This is a genomic window from Pseudomonas sp. LBUM920 (genome assembly GCF_003852315.1).
Lineage (GTDB): Bacteria > Pseudomonadota > Gammaproteobacteria > Pseudomonadales > Pseudomonadaceae > Aquipseudomonas.
Genome location: NZ_CP027762.1, coordinates 6,327,284 through 6,351,119, shown reverse-complemented (window position 1 = coordinate 6,351,119; position 23,836 = coordinate 6,327,284). Strand labels below are relative to the sequence as shown.

At 60.5% G+C, this 23,836-nt stretch carries 25 protein-coding genes and 1 pseudogene; 12 read left to right on the top strand and 14 right to left on the bottom strand.

What is annotated here, in order from left to right:
* Window positions 1-12: 12 nt before the first annotated feature.
* The 3 genes from rpoZ to C4J83_RS29615 all read right to left on the bottom strand — a co-directional run bounded on the left by rpoZ (window position 13) and on the right by C4J83_RS29615 (window position 1,938).
* A complete protein-coding gene (gene rpoZ / locus C4J83_RS29625; RefSeq protein WP_003176920.1) occupies window positions 13-276 on the bottom strand; it encodes a DNA-directed RNA polymerase subunit omega in 264 nt (87 codons plus the stop codon).
* Between the two features lie 167 nt (window positions 277-443).
* Complete coding sequence (gmk, locus tag C4J83_RS29620; protein ID WP_106575862.1) at window positions 444-1,064, bottom strand: guanylate kinase; 621 nt, start codon at window positions 1,062-1,064, stop codon at window positions 444-446.
* A gap of 10 nt (window positions 1,065-1,074) precedes the next feature.
* Window positions 1,075-1,938, bottom strand: a complete 864-nt coding sequence (locus C4J83_RS29615) for a YicC/YloC family endoribonuclease (RefSeq protein WP_124418756.1) — start codon at window positions 1,936-1,938, stop codon at window positions 1,075-1,077.
* A gap of 217 nt (window positions 1,939-2,155) precedes the next feature.
* On the opposite strand from C4J83_RS29615, the gene rph reads away from it, so the two are divergent.
* Window positions 2,156-2,878, top strand: a complete 723-nt coding sequence (gene rph / locus C4J83_RS29610; protein ID WP_106575860.1) for a ribonuclease PH — start codon at window positions 2,156-2,158, stop codon at window positions 2,876-2,878.
* A 22-nt stretch (window positions 2,879-2,900) separates the two neighbouring features.
* Window positions 2,901-3,269 carry a DUF4870 domain-containing protein gene (locus C4J83_RS29605; RefSeq protein ID WP_124418755.1) on the top strand — a complete coding sequence of 123 codons (369 nt, stop codon included), beginning with the start codon at window positions 2,901-2,903 and terminating at the stop codon, window positions 3,267-3,269.
* 59 nt (window positions 3,270-3,328) lie between these two features.
* Here the strand turns inward: C4J83_RS29605 and crc are convergent, their stop codons facing one another.
* The gene (gene crc / locus C4J83_RS29600) at window positions 3,329-4,108 is read right to left on the bottom strand and encodes a catabolite repression control protein Crc (protein WP_003195493.1); all 780 of its coding nucleotides are present in this window, start codon (window positions 4,106-4,108) and stop codon (window positions 3,329-3,331) included.
* A gap of 82 nt (window positions 4,109-4,190) precedes the next feature.
* Between crc and pyrE the strand changes: the two genes are divergently transcribed.
* The gene (pyrE, locus tag C4J83_RS29595) at window positions 4,191-4,835 is read left to right on the top strand and encodes an orotate phosphoribosyltransferase (protein ID WP_106575858.1); all 645 of its coding nucleotides are present in this window, start codon (window positions 4,191-4,193) and stop codon (window positions 4,833-4,835) included.
* A 198-nt stretch (window positions 4,836-5,033) separates the two neighbouring features.
* Here the strand turns inward: pyrE and argB are convergent, their stop codons facing one another.
* The 4 genes and pseudogenes from argB to coaBC form a co-directional block, all read right to left on the bottom strand.
* On the bottom strand, window positions 5,034-5,939 hold the full coding sequence (gene argB, locus C4J83_RS29590) for an acetylglutamate kinase (protein WP_015886532.1): 906 nt from the start codon (window positions 5,937-5,939) through the stop codon (window positions 5,034-5,036).
* Window positions 5,940-5,958: 19 nt separating this feature from the next.
* Window positions 5,959-7,380, bottom strand: a pseudogene (locus C4J83_RS29585) (phosphomannomutase/phosphoglucomutase); the annotation flags it as partial.
* Between the two features lie 240 nt (window positions 7,381-7,620).
* A complete protein-coding gene (gene dut, locus C4J83_RS29575) occupies window positions 7,621-8,076 on the bottom strand; it encodes a dUTP diphosphatase (protein WP_124418752.1) in 456 nt (151 codons plus the stop codon).
* A 5-nt stretch (window positions 8,077-8,081) separates the two neighbouring features.
* Window positions 8,082-9,290 carry a bifunctional phosphopantothenoylcysteine decarboxylase/phosphopantothenate--cysteine ligase CoaBC gene (gene coaBC / locus C4J83_RS29570; RefSeq protein WP_010207499.1) on the bottom strand — a complete coding sequence of 403 codons (1,209 nt, stop codon included), beginning with the start codon at window positions 9,288-9,290 and terminating at the stop codon, window positions 8,082-8,084.
* Between the two features lie 143 nt (window positions 9,291-9,433).
* Between coaBC and radC the strand changes: the two genes are divergently transcribed.
* Window positions 9,434-10,108 (top strand): RadC family protein, encoded by a 675-nt coding sequence (radC, locus tag C4J83_RS29565; RefSeq protein WP_119737230.1) that lies wholly within the window; start codon window positions 9,434-9,436, stop codon window positions 10,106-10,108.
* Window positions 10,109-10,135: 27 nt separating this feature from the next.
* Here radC and C4J83_RS29560 read toward each other — a convergent pair whose 3' ends face one another.
* Window positions 10,136-11,728, bottom strand: coding sequence for an ABC transporter substrate-binding protein (locus C4J83_RS29560; protein WP_124418751.1), 1,593 nt, complete (start codon window positions 11,726-11,728; stop codon window positions 10,136-10,138).
* A 458-nt stretch (window positions 11,729-12,186) separates the two neighbouring features.
* Between C4J83_RS29560 and rpmB the strand changes: the two genes are divergently transcribed.
* Complete coding sequence (gene rpmB / locus C4J83_RS29555; protein ID WP_003176907.1) at window positions 12,187-12,420, top strand: 50S ribosomal protein L28; 234 nt, start codon at window positions 12,187-12,189, stop codon at window positions 12,418-12,420.
* An 11-nt stretch (window positions 12,421-12,431) separates the two neighbouring features.
* Window positions 12,432-12,587, top strand: coding sequence for a 50S ribosomal protein L33 (gene rpmG / locus C4J83_RS29550; RefSeq protein ID WP_003176906.1), 156 nt, complete (start codon window positions 12,432-12,434; stop codon window positions 12,585-12,587).
* A gap of 71 nt (window positions 12,588-12,658) precedes the next feature.
* Here rpmG and C4J83_RS29545 read toward each other — a convergent pair whose 3' ends face one another.
* The gene (locus C4J83_RS29545) at window positions 12,659-13,021 is read right to left on the bottom strand and encodes a cupin domain-containing protein (RefSeq protein ID WP_124418750.1); all 363 of its coding nucleotides are present in this window, start codon (window positions 13,019-13,021) and stop codon (window positions 12,659-12,661) included.
* Between the two features lie 230 nt (window positions 13,022-13,251).
* Between C4J83_RS29545 and C4J83_RS29540 the strand changes: the two genes are divergently transcribed.
* Complete coding sequence (locus C4J83_RS29540; protein WP_106575851.1) at window positions 13,252-14,745, top strand: aldehyde dehydrogenase; 1,494 nt, start codon at window positions 13,252-13,254, stop codon at window positions 14,743-14,745.
* Window positions 14,746-14,932: 187 nt separating this feature from the next.
* Window positions 14,933-16,075: an MFS transporter gene (locus C4J83_RS29535; RefSeq protein ID WP_106575850.1), complete on the top strand. Its 1,143-nt coding sequence runs from the start codon at window positions 14,933-14,935 to the stop codon at window positions 16,073-16,075.
* Between the two features lie 112 nt (window positions 16,076-16,187).
* Here C4J83_RS29535 and C4J83_RS29525 read toward each other — a convergent pair whose 3' ends face one another.
* Both C4J83_RS29525 and C4J83_RS29520 read right to left on the bottom strand, forming a co-directional pair.
* Entirely contained in the window at window positions 16,188-17,756 is a 1,569-nt protein-coding gene (locus C4J83_RS29525; protein ID WP_119737236.1) for a phospholipase D family protein, read from the bottom strand.
* Window positions 17,757-17,818: 62 nt separating this feature from the next.
* Window positions 17,819-19,243 (bottom strand): aminotransferase-like domain-containing protein, encoded by a 1,425-nt coding sequence (locus C4J83_RS29520; protein ID WP_124418749.1) that lies wholly within the window; start codon window positions 19,241-19,243, stop codon window positions 17,819-17,821.
* A 165-nt stretch (window positions 19,244-19,408) separates the two neighbouring features.
* Between C4J83_RS29520 and C4J83_RS29515 the strand changes: the two genes are divergently transcribed.
* The gene (locus tag C4J83_RS29515) at window positions 19,409-19,633 is read left to right on the top strand and encodes a DUF1127 domain-containing protein (RefSeq protein ID WP_124418748.1); all 225 of its coding nucleotides are present in this window, start codon (window positions 19,409-19,411) and stop codon (window positions 19,631-19,633) included.
* Here C4J83_RS29515 and C4J83_RS29510 read toward each other — a convergent pair whose 3' ends face one another.
* Entirely contained in the window at window positions 19,634-20,926 is a 1,293-nt protein-coding gene (locus C4J83_RS29510; RefSeq protein WP_124418747.1) for an NAD(P)/FAD-dependent oxidoreductase, read from the bottom strand.
* Window positions 20,927-21,041: 115 nt separating this feature from the next.
* Between C4J83_RS29510 and C4J83_RS29505 the strand changes: the two genes are divergently transcribed.
* A complete protein-coding gene (locus C4J83_RS29505; protein ID WP_003176897.1) occupies window positions 21,042-21,395 on the top strand; it encodes a YkgJ family cysteine cluster protein in 354 nt (117 codons plus the stop codon).
* 128 nt (window positions 21,396-21,523) lie between these two features.
* On the opposite strand, the gene C4J83_RS29500 is transcribed toward C4J83_RS29505, so the two are convergent.
* Window positions 21,524-22,012, bottom strand: coding sequence for an Lrp/AsnC ligand binding domain-containing protein (locus C4J83_RS29500; RefSeq protein WP_003176896.1), 489 nt, complete (start codon window positions 22,010-22,012; stop codon window positions 21,524-21,526).
* A gap of 156 nt (window positions 22,013-22,168) precedes the next feature.
* On the opposite strand from C4J83_RS29500, the gene dadA reads away from it, so the two are divergent.
* On the top strand, window positions 22,169-23,470 hold the full coding sequence (dadA, locus tag C4J83_RS29495; protein WP_124418746.1) for a D-amino acid dehydrogenase: 1,302 nt from the start codon (window positions 22,169-22,171) through the stop codon (window positions 23,468-23,470).
* Window positions 23,442-23,795: a RidA family protein gene (locus C4J83_RS29490; protein WP_016970573.1), complete on the top strand. Its 354-nt coding sequence runs from the start codon at window positions 23,442-23,444 to the stop codon at window positions 23,793-23,795. The genes dadA and C4J83_RS29490 overlap by 29 nt, the downstream gene beginning before the upstream one ends.
* Window positions 23,796-23,836 lie beyond the last annotated feature (41 nt).

The window sequence follows — 23,836 nt, the reverse complement described above, 5'->3', positions numbered from 1 at the left end:
CCAGGCATAGGCTTAGACGGCCTCGTTGGACTCGTCCTCGAACGCTGCAAACAGCGGTTCGTCTTCAACGATTTCGGCGTTGGCGATGAACTCGTAGCTCATCAGGCCTTCAGCGATTTCACGCAGGGCTACAACGGTAGGCTTGTCGTTTTCCCACTGGACCAGGGGCTCTTTGCCGCCAGTGGCCAGTTGACGGGCACGCTTGGTAGAGAGCATGACCAGCTCAAAGCGGTTATCCACGTGTTCTAGGCAGTCTTCAACGGTTACGCGGGCCATGGTATTCCTCGGAGCGAATGCAAGATGCGCGCTGCCCGGTTGGGCGAGCGGACTGAACAGTTTAAAAAATCACCAGCGTTTAGGGAAGCGCTGATTTTTCCCGCGGCCTCGCAAAACGGCTACAAGTGCCAATGTAAAGCCCTTGCAGCGGTTTTGGGAAGAGCCAATCAGCCAAGCAGTTCGGCGAGTAATTTGCCGAAACGCTGCTGTTGGCGTTTTTGCTGGAGCTGATTGGCGCGGAAAATCGCCTTCAAATCGTCCAGGGCGCTGGCGAAATCGTCATTGATGATCAGGTAGTCGTAGTCGACGTAGTGGCTCATTTCGCTGACGGCTTCACGCATGCGGCCTTCGATGATCTCGTCACTGTCCTGGCCACGGTTGGTCAGGCGCTGGTGCAAGGCTTCGAGCGACGGCGGCAGGATAAAGATCGAACGCGCCTTCGGCATCAGTTGGCGCACTTGCTCGGCACCCTGCCAGTCGATTTCCAGGATCAGGTCGTGGCCTTCGTCCAGGGTCTGCTGCAGGTGGCTTTGCGAGGTGCCGTAGAGGTTGCCGAACACTTCGGCACGCTCCAGGAAGTCGCCGTGCTCGATCATCTTGACGAACTCGGTGCGCTCGACGAAGTGGTAGTGCACGCCGTTCACTTCACCCGGACGCATGGCGCGGGTGGTGTGCGAGACCGAGATGCGGATCTGCTCGTCAGCGTCGGTCAAGGCCTTGACCAGGCTGCTCTTGCCCGCGCCCGAAGGGGCGGAAATGATGTAAAGGGTGCCGGTGCTGTGGGTCATGGAAGTTGCCTTACTCAATATTCTGTACTTGTTCGCGCATCTGCTCGATCAACACTTTGAGGTTGACCGCAGCTTGGGTGCTGCGCGGATCAAACGCTTTGGAGCCCAGTGTATTGGCTTCGCGGTTGAGTTCCTGCATCAGGAAGTCCAGGCGCCGACCAGCGGCACCGGCAGACTTGAGCACGCGGCGCACCTCGAGGATGTGGGTGCTCAGGCGGTCGAGCTCTTCGGCCACGTCACTTTTCTGCGCCAGCAGCACCATTTCCTGTTCCAGGCGCGTCGGGTCGAGGTCGGCCTTCATGTCGGTGAAACGGTCCAGAACCTTCTGGCGCTGGGTGGCGAGCATCTGCGGCACCAACTCGCGCAGGGTGACCACGTCTTCCTCGATCGCGCTCAGGCGCTCGCTGATCAGGCGCGCCAGTTCGGCGCCCTCACGCTCGCGGCCGGCTTTGAGCTCCTTCAAACCCTGATTGAACAGGGCGAGGGCTTCGGCATTGAGGGCCTGCGGGTCGGTTGCGTCGGCCACCAGTACGCCGGGCCAGGCCAGCACTTCCAGCGGGTTCAGCGCGGCGGGTTGCTTGATCAGGCCGGCGATGGTTTCAGCGGCAGCGACCAGTTGCGCGGCGCGCTCGCGATCCACCTGCAACGGCTTGCCGGTGGTTTCCTCGGTAAAGCGCAGGGTGCATTCCAGCTTGCCGCGGGAGATCCCCTGGCGCAGCGCTTCACGGACCGCGCCTTCGAGGTCGCGAAACGATTCCGGCAGGCGCAGGTGCGGCTCCAGGTAACGGCTGTTGACCGAGCGCAGTTCCCAGCTCAGGGTGCCTTGGGCACCGGCTTTTTCGACGCGGGCGAAGGCGGTCATGCTGTGCACCATGGAGGTACCTCGCGATGCAGTCCCGCAAATACGGGCTGATGGGTAAATTGAAGCCGACAGGCTGCGAAGGCGCAGGATTGTAGCGCAGTGAGGCGAACGCGCCCAAACAATGGGCGCCAGGCCAGCCATTCGTAACCGAATTTTTTAGAAGTGCCCCGAATCGGCTGGCGGCTCTATAATGCTCGGCAGTTTTTCGTCCTCCGTACAGGTATCCCCTATGAAACGTCCAAGTGGTCGCGCTGCCGATCAGCTCCGCTCGATCCGCATCACCCGCAACTACACCAAACACGCCGAGGGATCTGTACTGGTCGAGTTTGGCGATACCAAGGTGATCTGCACCGTCAGCGTCGAAAACGGCGTGCCGCGCTTCCTCAAGGGCCAGGGCCAGGGTTGGTTGACCGCCGAGTACGGCATGCTGCCGCGCGCCACCGGCGAGCGTAACCAGCGTGAAGCCAGCCGTGGCAAGCAAGGCGGCCGCACCCTCGAAATCCAGCGCCTGATCGGCCGTTCGCTGCGCGCAGCCCTGGACATGTCCAAGCTGGGCGACGTGACCCTGTACGTCGATTGCGACGTGATCCAGGCCGACGGCGGCACCCGCACTGCCTCCATCACCGGCGCCATGGTGGCCTTGGTTGATGCGCTGAAAGTGATCAAGAAGCGTGGCGGCCTGAAAGCCGGCGACCCGCTCAAGCAGATGATCGCTGCCGTATCGGTGGGCATGTACCAGGGCGAGCCAGTGCTGGATCTCGACTATCTGGAAGACTCGGCTGCCGAGACTGACCTGAACGTGGTAATGACCAGCAGCGGTGGTTTCATCGAAGTGCAGGGCACCGCCGAAGGCGCGCCATTCCAGCCGGCCGACCTGAACGCCATGCTGGCCCTGGCCCAGAAAGGCATGACCGAAATCTTCGAACTGCAGAACGCCGCACTGGCTGACTGAAACGGCCGCAAGGAGCAACGCCATGAGTGACCACCAACTGCCTGTACCCACGCCTCCTTACGAAGTGCGTCAGGGAGCAATGTTGTGTCACCTCTCGGCGTTCCTGGGGTTTGTGTTTCCCTTCGGCAGTGTCGTCGGGCCGCTGATCCTGTGGCAGATGAAGAAGGAAGTGGACCCGTTCATTGATGATCAGGGCAAGGAGGCCTTGAACTTCCAGATCACCGTGGCCATTGCCTGGCTGGTTTGCATCGTGCTGGCGTTTGCGGTGATTGGTTTTTTCCTGATGACTGCCCTGGCGATCGCCACGGTGGTGCTGACGATCATCGGCGCAATCAAAGCCAGCAAGGGGATTGCCTATCGCTATCCCTTTACCTGGCGATTGGTCAAATAATGAGCGCCCACAAAAAAACCGACAGCGATGTCGGTTTTTTTTGTGCCTGGAAAAAGACCTTAGATGGTCAATGTCCAGTCGTAGTCCACGATCAGCGGCGCGTGCTGCGAGAAGCGTGGCTGACGCGGCAGGCGTGCGCTGCGAACAAAGCGGCGAAGCCCCGGGGTCAGCAGCTGGTAGTCGAAACGCCAGCCCAGGTTAAGCATCTCGGCCTGTTCGTTATCCGGCCACCAGCTGTACTGGTCGCCTTCGCGGCTGACTTCGCGCAGGGCGTCAACATAGCCCATGTTGCCGACAATCTCGTCCATCCAGGCACGTTCCGGCGCCAGGAAGCCCGGGGATTGTTGGCTGTCGCGCCAGTTCTTGATATCCAGCTTCTGTTGCGCCACGTACAGCGAGCCACAGTAAATGTACTCGCGACGTTTGCGTCGCTGTTTATCCAGATAACGGGCGAAATCGTCCATTAGCTTGAACTTCTGGTTCAAGTCTTCATCGCCGTTCTGCCCCGAAGGGAGCAGCAAGGTCGCGATGCTGACCTTGTCGAAATCGGCCTGCAGGTAGCGCCCGTAGCGGTCGGCTGTCTCGAAGCCGAGGCCGCTGATGACCGCCTTGGGTTGCAACCGCGAGTACAAAGCCACGCCACCTTGGGTGGGCACTTCGGCATCGCAGGCATAAAGGAAGTAGCCATCCAGTTGGAAGGCTGGGTCGTCCAGTTCAAAGGCGGAGGCGCGGGTGTCCTGCAGGCAGATGACGTCGGCATTCTGTGCTTGCAGCCAACTGAGCAAACCACGCTCGACTGCAGCCTGAATACCATTGACGTTCACACTGATGATCCGCATAAATGGCCCCAAAAATCGCGTGCGTGTATGATACACGCCGTCTACCTAATTAGCTAAATCCGTGGTATCTGAGGCTTTTTTCATGCAGGCGTATCAACGCGATTTCATTCGTTTTGCCATCGATCGCGGCGTTTTGCGCTTCGGTGAGTTCACTTTGAAGTCCGGGCGCACCAGCCCGTACTTCTTCAATGCAGGCCTGTTCAACTCGGGTTCGGCCCTGGCTCAGCTGGGTCGTTTTTACGCGGCAGCCATCGTTGAAAGCGGCATTTCCTTCGACGTTTTGTTTGGCCCAGCCTACAAGGGCATCCCGCTGGCGGCCGCGACTGCCGTGGCGTTGGCTGAACATCACGGGCTGGATCTGCCGTGGTGCTTCAACCGCAAAGAGGCCAAGGCACATGGCGAAGGCGGTAGCCTGGTTGGGGCTCCGCTCAAGGGCGACGTGCTGATCATCGATGACGTGATCACCGCCGGTACCGCCATCCGTGAGGTGATGCAGATCATCGCATCCCAAGATGGCGCCAAGGCCGCCGGCGTGCTGATCGCGCTGAATCGTCAGGAGCGCGGCAACGGTGAGTTGTCGGCAATTCAGGAAGTGGAACGTGATTTCGGCATTCCGGTGGTGAGCATTGTGTCGCTGAACCAGGTGTTGCAGTTCCTGGAAGACGATCCGCAGCTCAAGCAGCACTTGCCGGCGGTGCGTGCGTACCGCGAGCAGTTCGGCGTCTGAGGCGATCCAAAGGCGTCGCAAACCCCTTGTGGGAGCGGGCTTGCTCGCGAATGCAGTCGGTCATTCAGCAGATGTATTGACTGACGCTCCGCATTCGCGAGCAAGCCCGCTCCCACATTGGATTGCATTCCACCTTGAAGACCTCATAAAAAAGGCCCCGCTCAATGTGATTGAGCGGGGCCTTTTGTTTTCTGAAGCTTAAGGACGCTTGCGATTACTGATCAGCGTGCCCACACCGGTATCGGTGAAGATTTCCAGCAGAATTGCATTAGGCACGCGGCCATCCAGAATCAGCGAGCTACCCACGCCGCCTTGTACGGCTTCCAGCGCGCAACGGATCTTCGGCAGCATGCCGCCGTAGATGGTGCCGTCGGCGATCAGCTCGTCCACCTGCTGGGTGGTCAAACCCGTCAGCACCTTGCCTTCCTTGTCCATCAGGCCGGCAATGTTGGTCAGCAGCATCAGCTTTTCAGCCTTCAGCGCTTCGGCCACTTTACCGGCTACCAGGTCGGCGTTGATGTTGTAGGACTCACCGTTGGCGCCCACGCCGATAGGCGCGATCACCGGAATGAAGTCACCCTTGACCAGCAGGTTCAGCAGGTCGGTGTTGATGCCGATCACTTCACCGACCTGGCCGATGTCGATGATTTCCGGCTGGGTCATCTCTGGCGTCTGACGGGTAACTGTCAGTTTTTTCGCGCGGATCAGCTCCGCGTCCTTGCCGGTCAGGCCGATGGCGCTGCCACCATGTCGGTTGATCAGGTTGACGATGTCTTTGTTGACTTGGCCACCAAGGACCATCTCCACCACGTCCATGGTCTGCGCGTCTGTGACGCGCATGCCATCAATGAAGTGACTCTCGATCGACAAGCGCTTGAGCAGGTCGCCGATTTGCGGGCCGCCACCGTGCACCACCACCGGGTTGATCCCGACAGCTTTCATCAACACGATGTCGCGGGCAAAGCCGGTTTTCAGCTCGTCGCTTTCCATGGCATTGCCGCCGTACTTGATCACCAGCGTCTTGCCGACGTAGCGTCGAATGTAAGGCAACGCTTCGGACAGGACCTTGGCAGTATTGGCAGCGGCTTCGCGTTCGAGGGTCATTCAGGGCTCCGGTAAAAAATCAGAACGGTAATTGGAGATCAGGGGCAACACGTTTCAACTGGGCGTGGAACACGTCCTTGATGCGCTGCAACTCAGCCTCGGTATCCGCCTCGAAACGCAGGACCAGCACCGGTGTGGTGTTGGACGCACGAACCAGGCCCCAGCCTTTGGCGTAATCGACGCGCACACCATCAATGGTGGTCAGGTTGGCGCCTTCGCCCCATTGCGCATCGTGCAGTGCGTCAATGATGCTGAATTTGCTCTCCTCGGTCACATGGATATTGATCTCTGGCGTAGAAATATCATTCGGGAAGGTCTGAAACAGCTCCTGCGCCGTGGATTTTTCCTTGCTGAGGATCTCCAGCAGACGGGCGGCGCTGTAAATGCCGTCGTCGAACCCGAACCAGCGCTCTTTGAAGAACACGTGGCCGCTCATTTCGCCGGCCAACAGCGCGCCGGTTTCCTTCATTTTCTTTTTGATCAACGAGTGGCCGGTCTTCCACATTAGTGGGCGACCGCCGTATTCCTTGATCAGCGGGGTGAGGCGGCGGGTGCACTTCACGTCGAAGATGATTTCGGCGTTGGGGTTACGGGCCACCACGTCGCGGGCAAACAACATCAGCAGGCGGTCGGCGAACACGTTCTCGCCGGTGTTGGTCACCACGCCGACGCGGTCGCCGTCACCGTCGAACGCCAGGCCCACGTCGGCGCCGGTTTCCTTGACCTTGGCGATCAGGTCCACCAGGTTTTCAGGCTTGCCCGGGTCCGGGTGGTGGTTAGGGAAGTTGCCGTCGACGTCGCAGAACAACGGGATCACTTCGCAGTTCAGGGCTTCGAGCAGTTGCGGGGCAATCACGCCGGCCGCGCCGTTGCCGCAGTCCACCACTACTTTCAGGCGGCGGGCGAGTTTGACGTCGCCAGTGATCTGGTCAGAGTAGCGTTGAAGAATATCGACTTTGGTGATGCTGCCGGTGCCGGTGGTCAGATCGTTGGTCTTCAGGCGCTCGTGCAGCGCCTGAATCTGTTCGTTGGCGAGGGTGTCACCGGCGATGACGATCTTGAAGCCGTTGTAGTCCGACGGATTATGGCTGCCGGTGAGCATAACGCCGGACTTGCCAGCCTGTACGTTGGCTGCGTAGTACAACGCAGGGGTCGGCACCAGGCCCACATCGCTGACGTGGCAGCCGCTGTCGGCCAGGCCCTGGATCAGTTGTTCCACCAGCTCCGGGCCGGACAAGCGGCCATCGCGGCCTACCGATACATTGGGTTCGCCCTGGGCCAGGCTTTGGGAGCCGATGGCACGGCCGATCCAATAGGCGGTTTCGGCGGTCAGGGTCTTGGGCACGACGCCACGGATGTCATAGGCGCGAAAGATGCTGTCGGGAAATGTCGGGGCTACTCGGGCTGCGGTACTCATCGCGGGGGGAAACTCCATCTGAAGGGGGCAAAGCTGGCCTTAAAGTGGCTGACCGGCAGGCTCAAACTGAAGGGTATGACGGCGTTTTCGGCAGAGAGTTCGTGGTGCAAAAGTGCCATCGGAGCTGGCACTACGTGCTTATAGCTGCGTAATGCATTGATTTCAATGATGAAATCTCGCTGATTAATTCCGCGCATTCTTCGTCCTGAAAAGCCTTGCGGTGGCATCGGGCCGGACAAAAGCGTCCGGCCTGATTCAGCTTAGTCAGTGGCTGCCGGAATGCCCAAAACCGCCTGCGCCGCGTTGAGTCTCATCGAACTCCTGAATCAGTTCGAAGTGCGCTTGCACCACCGGCACCAGCACCAGTTGCGCGATACGCTCGCCAACAGCAATGTTGAAGGCGGTCTGGCCGCGGTTCCAGCACGACACCATTAGCTCGCCCTGGTAGTCGGAGTCGATCAGGCCGACCAGGTTGCCCAGCACGATGCCGTGTTTGTGGCCCAGGCCGGAGCGCGGCAGGATCAGTGCCGCCAGGCCCGGATCGCCAACGTAAATCGACAGGCCGGTAGGGATCAGGAGGGTCTGGCCCGGTTCAAGAACGGTGTCTTGCTTGAGCATGGCGCGCAGGTCCAACCCGGCGGAGCCTGGGGTGGCGTAGGTCGGCAGTGGGAATTCGTTGCCGATGCGTGGGTCGAGAATCTTGGCTTGCAAAGCGTGCATGTCAATTAAACCTGGTTCAGCCGTTGGGCGATAAATGAGATCAGTTGGCGGGCAATTTTGCCTTTGCTGGTCTGGGCGAAAACGGTGGCGTGCAACTCGCGGTCGATCACGCTGATGGCATTTTCCTCGCTGTTGAAGCCGATGCTGGGGTTGGCGACATCATTGGCAACGATCAGATCGAGGTTTTTGTCTTTCAATTTGCGTGCCGCGTAGTCCAGCAGGTGCTCGGTTTCGGCGGCAAAGCCGACGCTGAAAGGGCGGTCCGCACGCGTGGCGATGGTTGCCAGGATGTCGGGGTTGCGCACCATTTGCAGGAGCAGGCCGTCGCCGCTTGTAGGGTCTTTCTTAAGCTTTTGCGGGGCTACGACTTCCGGGCGGTAGTCTGCAACCGCTGCCGAGGCGATAAACAGGTCGCAGGGAATGGCTGCCTCGCAAGCCGCCAGCATGTCCCGGGCGCTGACTACGTCGATTCGCGTGACCCGATCAGGCGTCGGCAAATGCACCGGGCCGGTGATCAAGGTGACACGTGCGCCTGCCTCGACCGCCGCTTCGGCCAATGCAAAGCCCATTTTCCCTGAGCTATGGTTGGTGATGTAGCGCACCGGGTCGATGTTTTCCTGAGTCGGGCCGGCGGTGATCAGCACGTGTTTGCCGGTAAGGGCCAGGTGCTGGAAACACTCGGCGGCGCAAAGCGCCAGGTCGGTGGCTTCGAGCATGCGGCCCATGCCGACGTCGCCGCAGGCCTGGCTGCCGGACGCCGGGCCGAACACCTTGAGGCCTCGGCTTTGCAGGAGCTGGGTGTTGGCCTGGGTCGCCGGGTCGCGCCACATGGCCTGGTTCATGGCCGGGGCGATGGCGACGGTGGCGTCAGTGGCCAGCACCAGCGTGGTCAGCAGGTCATCGGCGATGCCTTGGGCCAGGCGGGCGATCAAGTCGGCGGTTGCCGGGGCGATCAGTACCAGATCGGCCCATTTGGCCAGCTCGATATGGCCCATCGCGGCTTCGGCCGCCGGGTCCAGCAGGTCCAGATGAACCGGGTGGCCGGACAAAGCTTGCATGGTGAGCGGGGTGATGAACTCGCTGCCGCCGCGGGTCATGACTACGCGCACTTCGGCGCCCTGGTCCAGGAGCCTGCGAACCAGCTCTGCGCTCTTGTAGGCGGCAATGCCGCCGCCGACGCCGAGAACGATGCGTTTCCGATACAGACGCTGCATTGGTTTGCCTTTCCAGTTCAGTGATGCCAGTTCAATGACGCCTGCGATGCCCCCTCCCCAGGAGAAATCGCACGCAAAAAAGAGGGCTTAAGATAACACAGCGTCCGCCGGGCAACAGCGGCGCACATGCACACGGAGGTGGGATGAGTATTCGCGATTGGCCTGTGGCGGAACGTCCGCGGGAGAAACTTTTGGAATGGGGCGCGGCAACGCTGTCGGATGCCGAACTGCTGGCAATCTTCCTGCGCACCGGGGTGTCGGGCAGAAGCGCGGTCGACCTGGCGCGCCATTTACTGGCGCAATTTGGCGGCCTTCGCCCGCTGTTGGAGGCCAACCAGACGCTGTTCAGCCAGCATTTGGGGTTAGGGCCGGCAAAGTTTGCCCAGTTGCAGGCTGTGCTGGAGATGTCCCGACGGCACATGGCCGAACGCCTGCGCGCGGACTCGGTGCTGGAAAGCCCGCTGGCAGTGCGTGACTACCTCAAGGCGCTGCTGCGTCATGAGCCTCACGAGATCTTTGGCTGCCTGTTTCTCGACTCCAAGCACCGCGTTCTGGGCTTTGAGGCGCTGTCTCAAGGCACCATCGACACTGCCATTGTTTACCCGCGGCAAGTGGTCAAGCGTGCGTTGGCGTACAACGCGGCAGCGTTGATTCTGTGTCACAACCATCCTTCCGGGAGTGTCGAGCCGAGTGCGGCTGATCGAAAATTGACCAAGTTGCTGCAAAAGGCGTTGGAGGTGGTGGATGTGCGGGTGCTGGATCACATCATCGTCGGTGATGGTGATCCGTTGTCGATGGCGGAATACGGGTGGATGTAGCCCCGCCCGCAAGGGCGGGGCAGGTCATCAGGGCTTGACGCTGACTTTCGAGAAGTCCTGGCGCCCGAACGGGCTCACCTGATAGCCCTCGACATTCTTGCGTGTCAGGGCAAACGCGGTCGGATGCGCCAGCGGCAGCCACAACGCCTGCTGCTGGATCTGCGCCTGGGCCTGTTGATACAACTTGGTGCGTACGCCTTGCTCGCTGGTGGTCTTGCCAGCGCTGATCAGTTTGTCCAGCGCGGGGTCGCAGTAGCGGGCAAAGTTGGTGCCGGATTTCACCGCCGCGCAAGAGAACTGCGGGGTGAGGAAGTTATCCGGGTCGCCGTTATCGCCGGCCCAGCCCATGAACAGCAGGTCATGTTCACCAGCCTTGGCGCGGCGAATCAGTTCGCCCCATTCGATCACGCGTATCTCTGCCTGGATGCCGATCTTGGCCAGGTCTGCCTGCAACAGTTGTGCACCCAAGTTAGGGTTGGGGTTCAGCAAGCTGCCGGTTGGTCGTGTCCAAATGGTGGTCTTGAAACCGTCCTTGAGCCCCGCGCGGTCGAGCAGCGTCCTGGCCTTGGCGATGTCCTGTGGATAACCCGGCAGGTCTTTGGCATAGCTCCAGGTATTGGGTGGATAAATGCCATTGGCCGCCTCGGCGGTGCCTTCAAACACGGCCTTGAGGTAGCTGTTCTTGTCGAACGCCAGATTGATTGCCTGGCGCACTTCCGGCTTGTCCAGCGGCGGATGCTGGCTGTTGATGGCTACGAATGCAGTCATGAAGGCGGCGGTTTTCTCCACCTTCAATGCCGGGTCTTTTTCGGCCTCGCCCACATCCAGCGGCTTGGGCGAGAGGGCGATCTGGCATTCGTCGCGATGCAATTTCTGCAGGCGCACGTTGGCGTCCGGGGTAATGGCGAACAGCAAGTTATCCACAGCCGGTTTGCCGGCGAAATAGTCCGGGTTGGCTTTGTAGCGAACCACGGCATCTTTCTGGAACCGGACGAAAACAAACGGGCCGGTGCCGATAGGTTGGCTATTAAGCTTCTCCGGAGTGCCGGCCTTGAGCAGCTTGTCGGCGTATTCGGCCGGGTAGATTGAGGCAAAGCCCATGCTCAACGCGGCGAGGAAGGTCGAGTCGGCATGATCGAGCGTGAAGCGCACGGTCAGCGGGTCGAGGGCGTCGATCTTCTTGACCAGCGTCGGCAACTGTAGCGACTGGGCATGTGGGAAGCCGCTTTGGGCGATCTTGTGCCATGGGTTGGCCGGGTCGAGCATGCGCTCGAAACTGAAGCGCACATCTTCGGCGGTGAGGGTGCGGCTTGGGGTGAAGTATTCGGTGCGGTGGAATTTCACATCCGGGTGCAGCTTGAAGGTGTACGTCAGGCCATCTGGCGAAACGTCCCAACTGTCTGCGAGGCTCGGCACCAGCTTGCCGCTGGCGGCGTCGTAGTCCACGAGGCGGTTCATCAGGACGTCGGCCGAGGCATTTGTAGTGGTGAGCGAGTTGTATTGCACCACATCGAACCCTTCAGGGCTGGCTTCGGTACACACGCTTAAACTGGTAGCAGCCAGGGCCGCCGGCGCAATAAATAGAGGGGCTAGCAATAGCGGTAGGGCAGCGAGGCGCATGTTCGGTTTCCTTTGCAGATCGAAGGCCCATCTGCGAGTGCAGTCTGGAAAAAGACTACCGTAGTGGTCTGATTGATAAATGACTAGTCCATTTTTGCCTGTGCTTTTGGCGCAAATGCTGTTTTGATGGCGCCTCAGCGCGTTTCGCCTAGCACTTCATCGTGCGTGCGAGCGCTGTAAATCATTCTGTGCGACGAGCGGTCGGCTGTTACAGCGGCCACTCCTGGCAACGGTTCAGGCGTCTGTCGCCAAGATTTACGCCGGTAAAAACACACGGGCTGTTGTTGCACCTTGGTCTTTCTGGTATAAAGCAGCGCTCTTTTCTAGGGGCCCGGTTCCTTCACTGTAGGTGTAGCCGGTAAGACCCTTAAAGAAACGCGGCGCCTGGCGCCAAATGACTGAGAGATTAAGCGGCCAACCCATGCCGGGTTGGGCATGTGGTTTTAGAGGGCTGAGGCATGTCGAGAGTCTGTCAAGTTACCGGTAAGGGTCCGGTGACTGGGAATAACATTTCCCACGCAAATAACAAAACCCGTCGTCGTTTCCTGCCGAACCTGCAGCATCACCGCTTCTGGGTTGAAGAAGAGAAACGTTTTGTTCGCCTGCGTGTATCTGCCAAAGGCATGCGTATCATCGACAAGCGCGGCATCACTGTCGTGCTGGCCGAAATCCGCGCCGCTGGCAAGATCTAAGGAGCTTTATCATGCGTGAATTGATTCGAATGATCTCTAGCGCCGGTACTGGTCACTTCTACACTACCGACAAGAACAAGCGTACTACCCCGGACAAGCTCGAAAAGAAAATGTTCGACCCGCGCGTTCGCAAGCACGTGATCTACAAAGAAGGCAAAATCAAGTAATTGATTTTCTTCCTTGTGAAAAAAAGCCCGTCTCTCACGAGTCGGGCTTTTTTTTGCCTGTGATTTGCTTATCAGGCTTTCTGTTCAAACACCACGTAGATCTTGCGGCACGGTTCCAGCACTTCCCAGGTGCCGCTGAAACCCGCGGGGATCACGAAGCGGTCGCCCGCACGCAAGGTCTTGGCGTTACCGTCGGCATCGCGCAGCACCGAAACGCCCTGCACGATCTCGCAGTATTCATGCTCGGTGTAGTTGACCTTCCATTGCCCGACTTCACCTTCCCAGACCCCGGCGTTCATCTGGCCGCACGGGCTGTTGTAGTGGTTGTAGAGGGTTTGCTCGGGATCGCCCTTGAGGACTTTTTCGGCAGCCGGCCGGTAGCGTTCGGGGGCGGTATTGGCTTGGCTGAAGTCGACGATGTCCTGGATGCTCATGTGCGTGTCCCGTCTGGCCTGCGGTTGGAGAGTCCAAAGTCTATGTTTATTAAAATGAACATCGCAAGGGCGTTTACCGGCGTTGTGTCAAATATATTGAAACACCCCCAGCCGCTGGTTTAGGGTGGCAGCTGCCTTGAGCCGAACAGCAGGCTGGCCGGGCAAGAATTCTTTGAGGCTGCCGGGGGACATCACCTGGCCCTTGTATTCAATAAGAGGAGGACACTCGCATGACCACCCTGACCCGTGCCGACTGGGAACAACGCGCCAAGGATCTGAAGATCGAAGGCCGCGCCTACATCAATGGCGAATACACCGCCGCTGTTTCCGGTGACACGTTCGAATGCATCAGCCCGGTCGATGGCCGCCTGCTGGCAACTGTCGCCAGCTGCGACGTCGCCGACGCCCAGCGCGCTGTAGAAAATGCCCGCGCCACCTTTAATTCCGGGGTCTGGTCACGTCTGGCACCGGCCAAGCGCAAGTCCGCCATGATCCGTTTCGCCGCGCTGCTCAAGGCCAATGCCGAAGAGCTGGCCCTGCTCGAAACCCTGGACATGGGCAAGCCGATCAGCGACTCCCTGGGCATTGACGTGCCTGGCGCAGCCAACGCGCTGAGCTGGAGCGGCGAGGCCATCGACAAGATCTACGACGAAGTCGCCGCCACTCCGCACGATCAATTGGGCCTGGTGACCCGCGAGCCGGTCGGCGTTGTCGGCGCGATCGTACCGTGGAACTTCCCGCTGATGATGGCCTGCTGGAAACTCGGCCCGGCGCTGTCTACCGGTAACTCGGTGATCCTCAAACCGTCCGAAAAATCCCCGCTGACCGCCATCCGCATCGCGGCCCTGGCCGTTGAAGCCGGTATTCCAAAAGGCGTGTTCAACGTGCTGCCGGGCTACGGCCACACCGTGGGCAATGCCCTGGCGCTGCACATGGACGTCGACACCCTGGTGTTCACCGGTTCCACCAAAATCGCCAAGCAGCTGTTGATTCGCTCCGGCGAGTCCAACATGAAGCGCGTGTGGCTGGAAGCGGGCGGCAAGAGCCCGAACATCGTGTTCGCCGATGCGCCGGACCTGCAAGCGGCGGCCGAATCCGCCGCTGGCGCCATCGCCTTCAACCAGGGCGAAGTCTGCACCGCCGGTTCGCGTCTGCTGGTGGAGCGCTCCATCAAGGATAAATTCCTGCCGCTGGTGATCGAGGCCCTCAAAGGCTGGAAGCCAGGCAACCCGCTGGACCCGGCGACCAACGTCGGTGCGCTGGTGGACACCCAGCAGATGAACACCGTGCTGTCGTACATCGAAGCTGGCCACGCCGACGGCGCCAAGCTGGTTGCGGGCGGCAAGCGCACCCTGGAAGAAACCGGTGGCACTTACGTTGAACCGACCATTTTCGACGGCGTGACCAACGCCATGAAGATTGCCCAGGAAGAAATCTTTGGCCCGGTTCTGTCGGTGATCACCTTCGACAGCGCCGAAGAAGCCATCGCCATCGCCAACGACACCCAATACGGCCTGGCCGCAGCGGTGTGGACGGCGGATATCTCCAAGGCGCACCTGACGGCCAAGGCCTTGCGCGCCGGTAGTGTGTGGGTCAACCAGTACGATGGCGGTGACATGACCGCGCCGTTTGGTGGCTTCAAGCAGTCCGGTAACGGTCGCGACAAGTCGCTGCACGCGTTCGACAAGTACACCGAACTGAAGGCAACCTGGATCAAGCTGTAACCCTGTAGGAAACACCGCAGGCCAAATGTGGGAGCTGGCTTTTGTGGGAGCTGGCTTGCCTGCGATAGCATCACCGAGGTGTGACTGACACACCAAGGTGCTTGCATCGCAGGCAAGCCCGGCTCCCACATAGGCTCGCTCCTGCAGTTCGTTTGAAACCCTGAAAATTATCCACAGGAGCGTGGACATGCGTTGGGCGACTTACTTCGCCGTCCTGGCCTCGGTACTCAGCGTCGGTCTGGCCCTCGGGGTCAGCATGCCGCTGGTGTCCCTGCGCCTTGAAGGCTGGGGCTACGGCAGTTTCGCTATCGGCGTAATGGCGGCCATGCCGGCCTTCGGCGTACTGCTGGGCGCCAAGGTCTCCAGCCGCATGGCTTCATGGCTGGGCACCGCCAACCTGATGCGCCTGTGCCTGTGGGCCGGTGCGGTGTCCATCGGCCTGCTGGCAATCCTGCCCAGCTATCCGGTCTGGCTGGTGCTGCGGCTGATGATCGGGGTGATCCTGACCATCGTGTTTATCCTTGGTGAAAGCTGGATCAACCAGTTGGTGGTGGAGCAGTGGCGGGGCCGCTTGGTGGCGCTGTATGGCTGCAGTTACGCCTTGAGCCAATTGTCGGGGCCGCTACTGCTGGGTGTGATTGGCACCGACCATGATTACGGCTTCTGGGTGGGCGTAGGCCTGCTGATGGTCGCGCCACTGCTGTTGCTGGGGCGCTCCGGCGCGCCGACGGCTGAATCCTTCAGTGTCACCTTTGGCGACTTATGGCGCTTTTGCTTGAGCCTGCCGGCGATTGCCTGGGCGGTGGCTTTATTCGCGGCGTTCGAAGCGATGATTCTGACGCTGCTGCCGGTGTATTGCCTGCAACAGGGTTTTACGGCCGAGGTCGCCTTGGCCATGGTCAGCACGGTGGTGGTGGGTGATGCGCTGTTGCAATTGCCTATCGGCGCATTGGCTGACTACCTGCCGCGTCGCACGCTGTTCTTGAGCTGTGCGGTGCTGTTGCTGATCTCGAGCCTGGCGATTCCACTGCTGATGCACACCCCGCTCATCTGGCCGGTGTGGGTGGTCTTCGGCGCCAGTGCCGGCGGGTTGTTCACCTTGTCGCTGATCCTGATCGGCGAGCGTTACCGCGACGATGCGCTGGTGCGCGCGAATGCTCACGTGGCGCAGTTGTGGGGCATCGGTTGCTTGATAGGGCCATTGGTGGCCGGGGCGGGCAGCCAGTGGATCAGCGGGCATGCGTTGCCGTTGCTGATGGCCGCCGGCGCGTTGGGGCTGGTGGTACTGTTGTTGCGTCAGGGTGCATTTGGCGTCGCACAGCCCGCCTGATTTGAAACGGGAGCGGGCTTGCTCGCGAATACGGTGTGTCAGTTAACGGCAATATTGACTGATCCACCGCATTCGCGAGCAAGCCCGCTCCCACACTGGATCTTCATAGTTCCTACAGCATCCGCTCCAGACCGACTGAAGTGGCAAACCAGGCATTAAACCTGCGCCACCAATTGCCGGGTTCCTCGGTCAGCGTATGCAGTTGGCCGTTATCCTCAGTGACCCATACCACCTGGCCATCCTGCAATTTCGCCTGGTAGCTCAACGCCGGCGCCATACCTTGCAGCGCCAGGTTGCGCACGTGTTCCGCCAGCTCGGGGCTGTCCACCAGCACGCCGACTTCGGTGTTCCACAGCACCGAGCGCGGGTCAAAATTGAACGAGCCGATAAACGACTTTTCCCGATCAAAGATCATCGCCTTGCTGTGCAGGCTGGAATCCGAGCCGTGCAACGAGCCCCGGCGAAACAGGTGCGGGCCGCTGCCTGCACTGGGGTCGCCGGGCTGGCGGCGCAACTCGTAGAGTTTTACGCCGTGCTCCAGCAGTGCCTTGCGGTATGGCGCATAGCCGCCATGCACCGCCGGTACATCGGTGGCTTCGAGCGAATTGGTCAGCAAGCTTACTGACACCCCTGCGTCGGCTCGGCCGGTCAGGTACACGAGCCCAGGCTGGCCGGGGACGAAATACGCCGAAATCATGATCAGCTCATGGTTGACGCCTTCAAGCTCCGGCGCCAGTTGGGTGGTGAGCAGCAACTGCGGGTCCGGGTCGGCCTTGGCCAGCACCTTGCTCGGCGCATCCCACAGTGCCTGGTTCCAGGCCCAGATCAACTCGCGGCGCCAGATGTCCATGCGGGGTTGGGTCTGGTAGGTGCGCAAGCGGTTGTACAGCGCATGGTTTTGCTGGCGGGACTCGGCGAGCGAATCTTGCAGGCGCACGCGGGCGGCGGCCAGGTCACGTTTGGAGGGGCTGTTGGAGACGAAGTCATCAATCGGTTTGCTCAGTGCGCTGTTCCAGTACTGATCAAAACTGTGCCCGAGTTGCTCGGCCACCGGGCCCACGCTGAGCATATCGATATCGGTGAAATTCAAGTTGGGCTCGGCGTCGAAATACTCGTCGCCCAGGTTGCGCCCGCCGACGATGGCGACACTGTTGTCCGCCAGCCACAACTTGTTGTGCATGCGCCGATGTTGCAGCGACAAGTTGAACAGTCGCCCCATGGCCCGAGTGACGCCGGTGCTGCGGCCCAGGTGCAGCGGGTTGAACAGGCGAATTTCGATCTGCGGGTGGGCGGCGAGGGTGGCGATGACCTGGTCGAGACCGTCGCTGGTGGTGTCATCCAGCAGGATGCGCACGCGCACGCCGCGGTCGGCCGCCTTGAGCAATTCGTCCACAAGCATGCGCGTGCTGATGCCGTCATGGACGATGTAGTACTGCAGGTCGAGGCTGCTCTGGGCGTTGCGGATCAGTTCGGCGCGGGCCATGAAGGCTTCACTGCTGTTGGGCAGCAAACGAAAACCCGAGCGGCCTTGATGCGGCGCCGCTTGCGCCTGGATCGAACGGCCGAATGAGGATTGCGCGGCGGGCAGGGCGTCGCTGGGGATGCGCGGCGTGTCGACTGTTGCGCAGCCGCCCAGCGCCAGGGCGCCCAGCAGGAAAAACGGTAAAAGCCGTTGGATCATCAAGGGCGCTGCTTCCAGGTCAGGGCGATTGTGGGCATATGACGGCTAATTCCGGCGAAAGGTCAGTCTGGCGTCTCGGCGAGCATCTTGATCGCGGCGGCGCCGACTTTGCGTACTGCGTCTTCAATTTGCGGGGTCGGTTTGGCAGCGTAGTTCATGCGCAGGCAGTTCCGGTATTTGCCGGAAGCGGAAAAGATACTGCCTACCGCCACCTGTACGCCTTGCTCCACTAACACGCGGTTGAGCTTGAGCGTGTCGAAGCCTTCCGGCAGCTCGACCCACAACATGAAGCTGCCTTGAGGTCGGCTGGCTCGTGTGCCGGCCGGGAAATAGCGGCTGACCCAGTCGAGTATCAGGTCGCGATTGCGCTGGTATTGAGTGCGCATCCGCCGCAAATGCGGTTCGAAATGGCCATTTTTCAGGAACTCCGCAATCGCGATCTGTGGTTGGGTCGCGGTGGAACCGGTGCTGATGTATTTCATGTGCAGCACCCGCTCCAGGTAGCGACCGGGCGCTACCCAGCCAATGCGCAAACCGGGCGCCAGGGTTTTCGAGAACGAGCTGCACAGCAGCACGCGGCCGTCTTCATCGAAGGATTTGATCGTGCGCGGGCGAGGGTAGCTGTAGGCCAATTCGCCATACACATCGTCTTCAATGATCGCCACGTCAAAGCGCTGGGCCAGGGTCAGCAACGCACGTTTGCGTGCCTCCGGCATGATGTAGCCCAAGGGGTTGTTGCAGTTTGGCGTTAGCTGGATGACCTTGATCGGCCACTGTTCCAGCGCCAGTTCCAGCGCTTCAAGGCTGATGCCGGTGATTGGGTCCGTGGGGATTTCCAGGGCCTTCATGCCCAGGCCTTTCAGGGTCTGCATGGCACCGTGAAAGCTTGGCGAGTCCACCGCGACGATATCGCCCGGCTCACAGATCGCGTGGATGCTGGCGGACAGCGCCTCATGGCAACCGGTGGTGATCACAATGTCTTCGGCCGTCAGCTGGCAGCCGGAATCCAATGACAGGCGTGCAATTTGCTCACGCAATTCCATACAGCCGAGGATGTTGTCGTAATACAGCCCCGGCAGATCCTGGCGGCGACTCACACGCGCCAGGCTGCGCAGCAAGGGTTTCAGGGTCGGCGACAATACATCCGGCATGCCTCGGCCCATCTGTATGACATCTTTGCGTGGCACCGCGCGAATCAGTTCCAGCACCTGGTCCCACTGTGAAATTTCCACCGGCCGCTGGGCCGGGCGGCCTACCTCGGGCAGCGCCGGCAGCTCGCGCCCAACCGGTACGAAGTAGCCGGACTTGGGTTTTGGCATCGCCAGGCCGTTGTCTTCCAGCAACCGGTAGGCCTGTTGCACGGTGCTCAGGCTAACCCCATGTTCAACGCTCAACGCGCGAACAGACGGCAAGCGATCGCCGGGACGATAGAAGCCCTGTTCGATGCGAGTGCCCAGTAATTCGGCAAGGTTGACGTAGAGGGTCATGGCGGTCGCTCCCGAGGACCAGTACAGATAGGCGGAAAATACAGGATTCAGGCGGTCATGGGCAGTATCTGTATGGAATTAATAAAGGTGTGTTGAATCTGTCATGGTTTTGCCGTTGCGCTCAGGCTAGTCACTCATGGCAACAAGCAACTGAGGGGCAGCAAAATGAGCGGCATGAGCGATGTGCGTCTGATGTTACACAGTCAGGAATTGCAGGCAGGGCAAGAGCGCGCGACGGCGCCGCGGGAGATCAGCAGCTGGCGTTTGTTCTGGCACCGCCGCCACACGCGCAAAGCCTTGCTGCACCTGACTCGCGAGCAACTGCGCGACGTCGGGCTGACCGCCGAACAAGCGCGCCAGGAAGGCCTGAAGCCGTTCTGGCGTGATTGATCAGACCAGCTCTTTGAGGCGGTGCCAGAGCATCCCCAGCGCCAGCAACGGCGAGCGCAAGTGTCGGCCGCCGGGGAAGGTGATGTGCGGTACTTGGGCGAACAGATCGAAACGGCCCTGCTGCTGGCCACTGATCGCCTCGGCCAGCAGCTTACCCGCCAGGTGCGTGGCATTCAGGCCGTGCCCCGAGTAGGCCTGGGCGTAATACACGTTGGGTTGATCCGCCAACCGGCCGATCTGCGGCAACCGGTTGGCGCCAATGCCGATCATGCCGCCCCACTGGTAGTCGATCTTCACGTCGGCCAGTTGGGGGAACACTTTGAGCATTTTTGGGCGCATATAGGCGCCGATGTCTTGCGGATCACGTCCGGAATAGTGACAGGCGCCGCCGAACAACAGGCGGCGGTCGGCGGACAGCCGGAAGTAATCCACCGTTACCCGTTGATCACAGACGGCCATGTTCTGGGGCAGCAGGCGGGCAGCTTGGGCTTCGCTCAACGGCTCGGTGGCGATGATGTAGCTGCCAGCGGGCAGCACTTTGCCGCTCAGGTAGGGGTTGAGGCCATTGAGGTAGGCGTTGCACGCCAACACCAGGGTCTTGGCGCGCACATTGCCAAGGGCGGTGTGCACGTTCACTTCAGGGCCGTAGTCGATGCGTGTCACTTCGGACTGCTCGAACAGCTTCACGCCCAGCTTCTGCGCGGCGGCGGCTTCGCCGAGGGCCAGATTCAGCGGGTGCAAATGGCCGGAGCCCATGTCGATCATGCCGCCCACGTAGCGGTCGGAACCGATCACGCTGCTCATCTCGTTGGCTTGCAGCAGGCGTACTTCATGGCGATAGCCGAGGCTGCGCAGTTCTTCGGCGTCTTCGGCCAGGTCGTGCAGGTGCTGAGGTTTGTTCGCCAGGTCGCAGTAACCCCAGGTCAGGTCGCAGGGGATCTGATAGCGCTCGACGCGCTCGCGCACGATCTCCACGGCTTCCAGGCCCATCAACTTCATCTGGCGCACGCCGTCGGTGCCGATCACGTTGGCAAACTGGTCCAGGCCATGGCCGACGCCGCGAATCAGCTGGCCGCCGTTACGACCACTGGCGCCCCAGCCAATCCTGCGCGCCTCCAGCAGCACCACGCTGTAACCGCGTTCGGCCAGTTCCAGGGCGGTGTTGAGCCCGGAGTAACCGCCGCCAATTACGCACACATCGGCGCTGACTTCGCCCGTCAACGCCGGGTAACCGGGTTGTGGGACGCTGCTGGCGGCGTAGTAGGAAGCGGTGTGCCGGGCGCTGGCGGTCATGGGGAGCATCCCTGTTTGGAAAATTTGACGCAGGATACAGCGGTCGGACGAAGCTGTCTGCGCAGGGCGTTTTGCGTCAGAATCCACGCCTATTCGCCGTCCGGTATGTGTTTCGATGAGTTGCAACAGTCAGAAAATCAGCGCGCTGCGCAGGCAGATTCCTTCGTTCGAGTGTGTTCCGGGTTGCCACGACTGCTGTGGGCCGGTGACGACCTCGCCCGAGGAAATGTCGCGCCTGCCACGCAAGACCGCAGCCGAGCAGGACGCTGCCATGGACGAGCTGAACTGCGTGCACCTTGGGCCCAATGGCTGCACGGTGTACGACGAACGCCCGCTGATCTGCCGGTTGTTTGGTACCACCAAGACCTTGCCGTGCCCCAATGGGCGGGGGCCGGTGGAGTTGATTCATCCGCGGGTTGAGAAGCAAATTCACGAATACATGGCCAGCACCCGGCAAGTCTTGGTCTAGCGAATGTGCTCACTCCAAATGTGGGAGCGGGCTTGCTTGCGAATGCAGCGGGTCAGTGAAAAATGCGCGGGCTGATACACCAAATTCGCGAGCAAGCCTGCTCCCACAATTGACCGCTTTGTGGCAGTTCAATCCGGGATCGGCAGGTTCAAGCTCTCCTTCACCTCTTCCATCACGATATAGCTCTTTGATTCGCGCACATGGGGCAACTTGAGCAAGATGTCGCCGAGCAATTTGCGGTACGAGGCCATCTCGGAAATCCGTGCCTTCACCAGGTAGTCGAAGTCTCCCGACACCAAATGGCATTCCAGCACATGGGGCAGTTTGAGCACGGCGCGGCGGAATTCTTCAAAGGTGTCGCCGGACTTGTAATCGAGGCTGATCTCGACAAATACCAGCAAACTGCCCTTCAAATGCTGGGGATTGAGCCGTGCGTTGTAGCCCATGATGATGCCTTCGCGTTCCAGTCGGCGTACGCGCTCGGTGCACGGCGTGGTCGACAGCCCAACTTTTTCTCCCAGCTCCGTGAACGAAATGCGCCCGTCGGTTTGCAGGATGCGCAGGATATTGCGGTCGATCTTGTCCAGCTCCCGCTTGGTCTGGGTGTTGGTACGCATAGGGGATACGCCTCTGTCAAAAGGGTTTTTGCCGAGAATTGTCGCCAAATATAGGCATTTATATAGTGAAATGCACTGGCAATTGCTTTTTATACTGCGCTCATCATTGCTCGAATAACACACGTCAGCGGCCAAGCCCGCGATGAGGATATAAAAATGCGCGTTCTGGTCTTGGGTAGCGGCGTCATTGGTGTGACCAGTGCGTACTATTTGGCGCGGGCCGGCTTTGAAGTCGTCGTGGTCGACCGTCAGCCAGCCGCTGCCATGGAAACCAGTTTCGCCAACGCCGGCCAGGTGTCGCCTGGTTATGCCTCACCCTGGGCCGCCCCAGGCGTTCCGCTCAAGGCGATCAAGTGGCTGCTGCAGCGCCACGCGCCGCTGGCGATCAAGGCCACCGCCGATATCGACCAATACCTGTGGATGGCGCAGATGCTGCGCAACTGCACCGCCAGCCGCTATGCAGTGAACAAAGAGCGCATGGTGCGCCTGTCCGAGTACAGCCGCGACTGCCTCGACGAACTGCGTGCTGAAACCGGCATTGCCTACGAAGGCCGCAGCCTCGGCACGACGCAATTGTTCCGCACCCAGGCGCAACTGGACGGCGCGGCCAAAGACATCGCCGTGCTCAAAGAGTCTGGCGTACCGTTCGAGCTGCTCGACCGCGCCGGTATCGCCCGCGTCGAGCCGGCCCTGGCCAGCGTCACGGATATTCTTGCTGGCGCGCTGCGCCTGCCGAACGATCAGACGGGCGACTGCCAGATGTTCACCACGCGCTTGGTCGACATGTGCAAGCAGCTGGGCGTTGAGTTCCGCTTCGAGCAGGACATCCAGCGCCTCGACTCCGCAGGCGACCGCATCAATGGCGTGTGGATCGACGGCAAGCTGGAAACCGCGGACCGTTATGTACTGGCCCTCGGCAGCTACTCGCCGAAACTGCTCAAACCGCTGGGGATCAAGGCACCGGTGTACCCGCTTAAGGGTTACTCGCTGACCGTGCCGATCACCAACCCGGCGATGGCACCGACTTCGACCATTCTGGACGAGACCTACAAAGTTGCGATCACCCGTTTCGACAATCGCATCCGCGTCGGCGGTATGGCTGAAATCGCCGGTTTTGACCTGTCGCTGAACCCGCGCCGGCGTGAAACCCTGGAGATGATCGTCAACGACCTTTATCCTCAGGGCGGCGATTTGACCGAAGCCACGTTCTGGACCGGCCTGCGCCCGACCACGCCCGACGGCACGCCGATTGTCGGCGCCACGCCTTTCAAGAATCTGTTCCTCAATACCGGGCACGGCACACTTGGCTGGACCATGGCCTGTGGCTCTGGTCGTTTGCTGGCCGACCTGATGGCGAAGAAAACCCCGCAGATCAGCGCCGAAGGCCTCGATATTTCCCGCTACGGCAACCACCAGGAGTCCGCAAAACATGTCAATCCAGCGCCAGCTCACCAATGAGCGCATGAGCCAGATCGTTGTTCACAGCGGTACCGTGTATCTGGCAGGGCAAGTCGGCGACGACATGAGTGCCGGGATTGAAAAGCAGACCCGTGAGACCCTGGCCAATATCGAGCGTTTGCTGGACTTGGCCGGCACCGACAAATCCAAGCTGCTGTCGGTGACGATCTACTTGAAAGACATCGACGCCGATTTCGCCGGCATGAACGCGGTGTGGGACAAGTGGCTGCCTAAAGGCGTCGCCCCGGCCCGCGCCACGGTTGAAGCCAAGCTGTGCGAACCGGAAATCCTGGTAGAGCTGTCCGTCGTGGCCGCGCTGCCTTAAACAACGATCCCTCTCCCGGTGCCGACGCTGTTGGTCGGTGC

Bases quoted from the DNA above. Each gene is read 5' to 3' on its own strand.
- dut (WP_124418752.1), bottom strand. From the start codon at position 8,076: ATGCACGCTTTGCAAGCCAAGATTCTCGACCCACGCATCGGCAACGAA.
- rpmB (WP_003176907.1), top strand. From the start codon at position 12,187: ATGTCGAGAGTCTGTCAAGTTACCGGTAAGGGTCCGGTGACTGGGAAT.
- coaBC (WP_010207499.1), bottom strand. From the start codon at position 9,290: ATGCAGCGTCTGTATCGGAAACGCATCGTTCTCGGCGTCGGCGGCGGC.
- C4J83_RS29535 (WP_106575850.1), top strand. From the start codon at position 14,933: ATGCGTTGGGCGACTTACTTCGCCGTCCTGGCCTCGGTACTCAGCGTC.
- pyrE (WP_106575858.1), top strand. From the start codon at position 4,191: ATGCAGGCGTATCAACGCGATTTCATTCGTTTTGCCATCGATCGCGGC.
- C4J83_RS29540 (WP_106575851.1), top strand. From the start codon at position 13,252: ATGACCACCCTGACCCGTGCCGACTGGGAACAACGCGCCAAGGATCTG.
- rpoZ (WP_003176920.1), bottom strand. From the start codon at position 276: ATGGCCCGCGTAACCGTTGAAGACTGCCTAGAACACGTGGATAACCGC.
- rpmG (WP_003176906.1), top strand. From the start codon at position 12,432: ATGCGTGAATTGATTCGAATGATCTCTAGCGCCGGTACTGGTCACTTC.
- C4J83_RS29525 (WP_119737236.1), bottom strand. From the start codon at position 17,756: ATGATCCAACGGCTTTTACCGTTTTTCCTGCTGGGCGCCCTGGCGCTG.
- C4J83_RS29490 (WP_016970573.1), top strand. From the start codon at position 23,442: ATGTCAATCCAGCGCCAGCTCACCAATGAGCGCATGAGCCAGATCGTT.
- gmk (WP_106575862.1), bottom strand. From the start codon at position 1,064: ATGACCCACAGCACCGGCACCCTTTACATCATTTCCGCCCCTTCGGGC.
- dadA (WP_124418746.1), top strand. From the start codon at position 22,169: ATGCGCGTTCTGGTCTTGGGTAGCGGCGTCATTGGTGTGACCAGTGCG.
- rph (WP_106575860.1), top strand. From the start codon at position 2,156: ATGAAACGTCCAAGTGGTCGCGCTGCCGATCAGCTCCGCTCGATCCGC.
- C4J83_RS29560 (WP_124418751.1), bottom strand. From the start codon at position 11,728: ATGCGCCTCGCTGCCCTACCGCTATTGCTAGCCCCTCTATTTATTGCG.
- C4J83_RS29545 (WP_124418750.1), bottom strand. From the start codon at position 13,021: ATGAGCATCCAGGACATCGTCGACTTCAGCCAAGCCAATACCGCCCCC.
- C4J83_RS29500 (WP_003176896.1), bottom strand. From the start codon at position 22,012: ATGCGTACCAACACCCAGACCAAGCGGGAGCTGGACAAGATCGACCGC.
- C4J83_RS29515 (WP_124418748.1), top strand. From the start codon at position 19,409: ATGAGCGGCATGAGCGATGTGCGTCTGATGTTACACAGTCAGGAATTG.
- C4J83_RS29510 (WP_124418747.1), bottom strand. From the start codon at position 20,926: ATGACCGCCAGCGCCCGGCACACCGCTTCCTACTACGCCGCCAGCAGC.
- C4J83_RS29505 (WP_003176897.1), top strand. From the start codon at position 21,042: ATGAGTTGCAACAGTCAGAAAATCAGCGCGCTGCGCAGGCAGATTCCT.
- crc (WP_003195493.1), bottom strand. From the start codon at position 4,108: ATGCGGATCATCAGTGTGAACGTCAATGGTATTCAGGCTGCAGTCGAG.
- C4J83_RS29615 (WP_124418756.1), bottom strand. From the start codon at position 1,938: ATGGTGCACAGCATGACCGCCTTCGCCCGCGTCGAAAAAGCCGGTGCC.
- argB (WP_015886532.1), bottom strand. From the start codon at position 5,939: ATGACCCTCGAACGCGAAGCCGCTGCCAATACTGCCAAGGTCCTGTCC.
- C4J83_RS29520 (WP_124418749.1), bottom strand. From the start codon at position 19,243: ATGACCCTCTACGTCAACCTTGCCGAATTACTGGGCACTCGCATCGAA.
- radC (WP_119737230.1), top strand. From the start codon at position 9,434: ATGAGTATTCGCGATTGGCCTGTGGCGGAACGTCCGCGGGAGAAACTT.
- C4J83_RS29605 (WP_124418755.1), top strand. From the start codon at position 2,901: ATGAGTGACCACCAACTGCCTGTACCCACGCCTCCTTACGAAGTGCGT.